This is a genomic window from Mangrovibacterium lignilyticum (assembly GCF_010882175.1).
In the GTDB taxonomy this organism is placed as follows: Bacteria; Bacteroidota; Bacteroidia; order Bacteroidales; family Prolixibacteraceae; genus Mangrovibacterium; species Mangrovibacterium lignilyticum.
On sequence record NZ_WKLH01000010.1, the window covers coordinates 1 to 5,547 of the forward strand.

A 5,547-nucleotide genomic window follows, 5' to 3' on the forward strand; every position below is an offset into this window, starting at 1 on the left:
CATAACTGGTTGAAACGTTTAGATTTGTATAACAAGAGCCGGATGACGGGAGACTGTCAAGTCCGGTTCTGTGAGAGGCTTAGGGTGAAACTCCCTTTGCCTACTCGACCAAGTGACCGTTGTGTTTAATTTCAAAATAGCTGCTTAATAATTGAGAATGTATACTGAAAAAGTGAATTATAGAAAGAACTATTTGTTGCTTTTAATACCTGTTATCTGTTTTGCAATGATAATAGTATCTATTACAACAAAGAATGATTTTAATAGTGTAGTTGTTGGAGTAATAGCAACAGGATTTCTTCTTTTTTTGACTAAACCAATTCTCCGAATTTTTAAAGGTTATTATATTATTCAAGTTAGCAGCAAGGAACTTACTGTTCAACCTTATCTATTTCGTCCCGGGAAAAGAAAAGTATACGATTTGAAATTTATTCGAAAAATTGAATGTAGGAAAAATGAAAATTCAGAATCATATATTGCAACTGCAGAAATAAATGTTGGAGGTTTCAGGCATCATCCTGAATCATCCCGAACCTATATTAAAAATCCCATAACCATACATTTTGACTATGACGGTGAACACGTTAAAATTGGTGAAGGTCTTGAAGCTTTCAATGGAGACAAAATTGTTAGAATGATAAAACAGAATAAAAAAAACTAAACACAACATTTTGGAATATTGCATGGCGGGTGGCTGCGAGTGCGTAGCGTTGCATCCCGCGTCAGGTCTTCCTTCGGTCGACACTGACCCACGCCGCAACCGCCACGAAACATCCAATTTTCCGTTATGCCCTATTTTAAAGACAAGACACGATAAATATTAACTATGAAACTAAAATTTAGAAAAGCTCTTCTATTGTTACTTACAATTTCAATTTTCAGCTCCTGTAAAACAAAAATTAATATAAAACCAGTACAACAAACCTCGAAACCTGTTTTCATTACAGGAAAAGTTTTAAATCTTAAACCTGATAAAAATACCATTTCTATTTATGTGAATGAGATGTTATCAGGTGACCAAATTACATATGTTAGTCTAATTGATAGTTCAGGTAATTTTCAAGTAAAATTCAATCAGTATTATCCTCAAGATGTTTTGCTAAGTTACGGGTATAAGGCATTTCCTATTATAGTTCATCCTAAAGACAGTATTCATATTGTTTTTGACGCAGAAAAAATATCAGATAAAGATGAATTGGCAAAGTCCATTCTTTTTTCAGGTAGTTCAAGTAAAATAAACTCAAAGTTAATTGCCTTTCATTCTGAAATATCTAAAATAGTTATCCCTTGGGAGCAATACTGCCAATATGAAAAAGAGAGTGGCCCAGATGAATTTACTACCATCCTTGATAGTTTAAAGTCTGCAAAAAATGAGGTTGCTAATCAATTTATTCAACAAGGTGTTTCTAAAGAATTAGAGAAATGGATTAACAATGAAATTGACTTTGATTATTATAATTGGCTTGCCAGGTATCCGTCTGAACATGCCAAGTTTAATAATCTTGAGGAGCGTACCGTTGTTCCGTCTTCTTTTTATGATTTTATGAATATTGATTTTACAAATGAAATGCTTAGTAATTCCAAATCTAATGATTTTATTGGACGGTATCTCTTTTCTAGAGTTGGTGCTTTTTCAAAAAAGTTTAGTACAAAAAACCTAATTGGCTACTTGTTAGACAAAAAAAAAGATACTTACTTAGGTAGTTCAACAGAACAAAAAATAGAAATCATTAGCGGTATCACTAAAGATAAATTACTTACTGAACTACTAATTGCTCAATGCTTTTTTAACTGTCTTGACAGAAGAGAAATTGAAGAGTTTGAAAAACATTACAAATTATTTGAAAAAACTGTAAATCTGCCTTGTTTAAGAGAACCTCTCATTAACAAATATGTAACGACAAAGAAACACTTTGAACGTCCGCAAATAGAAGAAAACACATTAATAAAATCAGCAAAAGATACTCCAATAGACGAACTAATTAGTAAAATAATACAGGAGCATCAAGGGAAAATAATCTATTTGGATATTTGGGCAGCATGGTGTAGTCCTTGTAGAAAAGAAATGCCAAATTCAACAAAATTGATGAATGCGCTAAATAGCGACGAAGTTGATTTTGTGTACTTGTGCATTGACTCTGAAGAGGATAAATGGAAAGCTCTAATTAGCGAACTTAATATTGAGGGTAGTCATTACCTTGCAACACCAGACCAAAGCAGATTTGTATATAAGTTATTTGAAATGAATGGAGTACCACAATATATTTTAATTGATAGCAATGGTAACATTGTTGACAAAGGAATTCAATTACGCCCAAGTGAAAGTTTAATAAAGACTAAAATTGAAGAATTATTAAAACAATAAAAACAGGGCATAACATTTTGTATAAGTAATGGCAGGCGATGTAGCAAATATCAAGGTTTGCAGCCCGCTCAAACTGCGTAGCGGTTTGACAGGAACGAAGCCCGCAATCTGCCACTACTCATACAATTTACCGTTAGCCGCAAGGTAAGAAAGGATTGAGACAAACATGAAAAGACAAATTATTAAAATACTAAGTTTCCTGTTTCTAATTGGTTGCAATAGCGTTGACTATAAACCAAAATATAAGGATTTTGCAAATGCTTGGGAACGAGAAAACCTTATTGGAAAAGTAAAATCACTAAAACAATACAAAGCAAATGTGACAGATTCTGAAAAAGGAGAAACAGAAAACCCAATTATTGAATTCAACAAGGAGTTTACAAAATCTGGTTATATTTCTTATCAAGAACATTTTGATAATTTTGGGGAGCTTCAACAGTACACTAGGAATACTTATGACAAGAACGGATTTCGGGTTGAATCAATTACGGAAAACACAGTTATGCCAATGAAAACAGAAGAAAAAGCAGTGTTTGACACAATTATAAAAAAGCAGATTTCAGCTCATGCTAAGTTTAACGATTCGATAAAATTTGATGCGTTTTTCAAATACGATAAAAATGGGAATCCAATTGAATCCATGAGTATTGAAAACGGTGATACAACGATAGACCGTTTAGAGTATAAATATGATGACAATATGAATATCATTGTGAAGAAACAGATTCAAAAAGTTGACTCAGATATTTATGAATATTTAACTGAATATAAATATAACCACGACGGAAACTATACAGAATTATCTTTTAAGTCTGACTTTGCCGAAACAAAATCAACTTATGAATATGACAAGAAAAATAGACTTCTAAAAATATCCGAATATCAATCCGGAGAAATTCAAAAAGAGACAACTTTCGATAAGTTTTATAACAAGACTTTAGTTCGTTATTTTGCAAATGGAAATCCAAATAGAGAAATGATATTTGAGTATAAATTTGACAACAAAGGAAATTGGATACAAAATAAGGTTTTTGTCAAAGAAAACTTAGAAACGAATAAACTGATTCAGATTTATATTGAGACAAGAGAAATACAATATTATGAATAAAACCCAGCGGCTAACATTAAATATAAGCAATAGCGGTTTTTGTAGGTATTTGGGCGTTAGTTTTTCAAATCAGCTCCGCCAAATCTGCCGATTTGACTATTTAGATAAGGTGCAGCTTTGGCTACTTTGTAACTTGATACGAAACCGCATTTAATACCGCTACGTGCTCATATTATTACCGTTACCTGCAAGGCTTAAAAAAAGATAGTACAATGAAGAAACTAATAGCAATATTGATATTATTTTATTCTCTGACTGCTCTTGGACAAAATGGAGTGAACGGAGACTATTTTCTACTCTTAAATAGTAAGAGTACAATTTCACTTAATACATTTGAAAATTCAGCAATAGTAGAGCATAAGACCTTTGACATTACTGAAAAATCAATCTTCACTACTGACAAAAAATCAAGAGTAGCGATTCTTGATACAGCTAAAAACGCTATTATACTTTATGACTTTCAATTATCTAATGAAACTAAACTGACAATTCCGTATGAATTAAAACCAAAGACTATCTTATTATTTGAAAATAACCTGTTCGTTGGTGGCGAAATGGGTAAAGAAATTCTTGTTCAATATCAGATTAAGGGGAATCACTGGGAAAAATTAGAGGTTCCTGAAGAAGTACAGATGTGGGGAAAGGCAGTAGATGACTTGGTAATTAAAGATAATCTCTTAATTGCAATTGACGATATAGTAATGCCCAAATATGTTTTGTTTTACAACCTGAAATCTGCTGGGAAACTTGAATTATCGCATTTCAAAAAATTAAAATCAAATGGGACATATGAAAGTATTTATAAAGGCAGAATTACAAAAAAATATTTGGGACTTTTATCTGGAACTTTTGGAGGTTATGGTTCTGATGAACACATTACAATTTATAGTGATACAACTTTACTAAATAGTTTCTCAATTTCAACTGGTGAAGGGTTTAATGACTTTGTAATTTTTGAAGATAAAATTATTATTGCCCATAATGATTATGGATTGGGATATTTCGACATTAAACCTTCGTATTTCGATGAGCCCAAAGACAGGTTTGATATTTTTAATCCAAAAATAAGTTCAAATAAAATAAAGTATAATAGCTATAAAAAAGACAGAATTGTGAGTTTGACAATTATTCCTGACACAGACAAAATTGTTCTAACAATCAAGGATAAACATGATAAAATAAGACATGAAATTATTGAAATATAAAAAGCCCAGCAGGTAACATTTTGTATAAGTAATGGCAGGCGATGTAGTAAATATCAAGCTTTGTAACCCGCTCAAACTGCATAGCGATTTGACAGGAAAGCGCCACGCAATCTGCCACTACTCATACAATTTACCGTTAGGTGCCATAATGAATTAGGAAAAGAACAATACCGTAATAGTAAGCAATTTAGCAAAATACAAAATGAGTATCGAGACAGAAAAATACGGACAAAGGAATCGACGGTTGATCAAAATCGTCTCCGCATTGATTGTAATTTTCTGTATAGCACTTTGGATTTATCATTCTATTGAGTTGAAAAAAGAGACGAACGAACTTTACTCCAATGGGACTGAAAGCAAAGGGATAATAACAATGATTGAAAGAGATAATCTTAATTCAGGCAATATTACGAGTTGGAATATTAAGTATCGTTTTCAAGTAATTAATCAGGAATATCATGGAGAACTAAGTTCTGACGATATGCCTAGTTTGCATGTTGGAGATTCTCTGACAGTTTTGTATTCCTCAAAAAATCCGTTAGTTCATAGCGCATCTCTTTCGCAAATTGACAATAACAACATAGGAATCGGGGAAGCACTTATTAAAAAATGGTACTATGGAGGGATTGGCTTGATAATAATACTAGCGATGAATTTTAAAAATAGAAATTACGGCACCTAACAATGTACATATTGCAGGGCGGGATTCGGTGGTACGCCAACTGCGGATTCTCGCATCGCAGTTCCATGTCCTTCGGACAGGAACGCTCTCCGAAATCCGCCCCGACAACATGGTGTGCCGAGAAGCAGAACATCGGCTAATTCATCGTTCTGCATGCTGTAAATAAGATGGAGGAGTCCGGTAGTAA

General features: G+C 32.9%; 5 protein-coding genes. All 5 read left to right on the forward strand.

Features of this window, described 5'->3' with window-relative positions; genetic code table 11:
* Positions 1–157: 157 nt before the first annotated feature.
* Positions 158–661 carry a hypothetical protein gene (locus GJV22_RS21970; RefSeq protein WP_163718765.1) on the forward strand — a complete coding sequence of 168 codons (504 nt, stop codon included), beginning with the start codon at positions 158–160 and terminating at the stop codon, positions 659–661.
* Between the two features lie 165 nt (positions 662–826).
* Positions 827–2,365, forward strand: a complete 1,539-nt coding sequence (locus GJV22_RS21975; protein ID WP_163718767.1) for a TlpA family protein disulfide reductase — start codon at positions 827–829, stop codon at positions 2,363–2,365.
* A 166-nt stretch (positions 2,366–2,531) separates the two neighbouring features.
* Entirely contained in the window at positions 2,532–3,473 is a 942-nt protein-coding gene (locus tag GJV22_RS21980) for a hypothetical protein (protein ID WP_163718769.1), read from the forward strand.
* 212 nt (positions 3,474–3,685) lie between these two features.
* Positions 3,686–4,678: a hypothetical protein gene (locus GJV22_RS21985; RefSeq protein ID WP_163718771.1), complete on the forward strand. Its 993-nt coding sequence runs from the start codon at positions 3,686–3,688 to the stop codon at positions 4,676–4,678.
* 202 nt (positions 4,679–4,880) lie between these two features.
* The gene (locus tag GJV22_RS21990; protein ID WP_163718773.1) at positions 4,881–5,360 is read left to right on the forward strand and encodes a DUF3592 domain-containing protein; all 480 of its coding nucleotides are present in this window, start codon (positions 4,881–4,883) and stop codon (positions 5,358–5,360) included.
* Positions 5,361–5,547 lie beyond the last annotated feature (187 nt).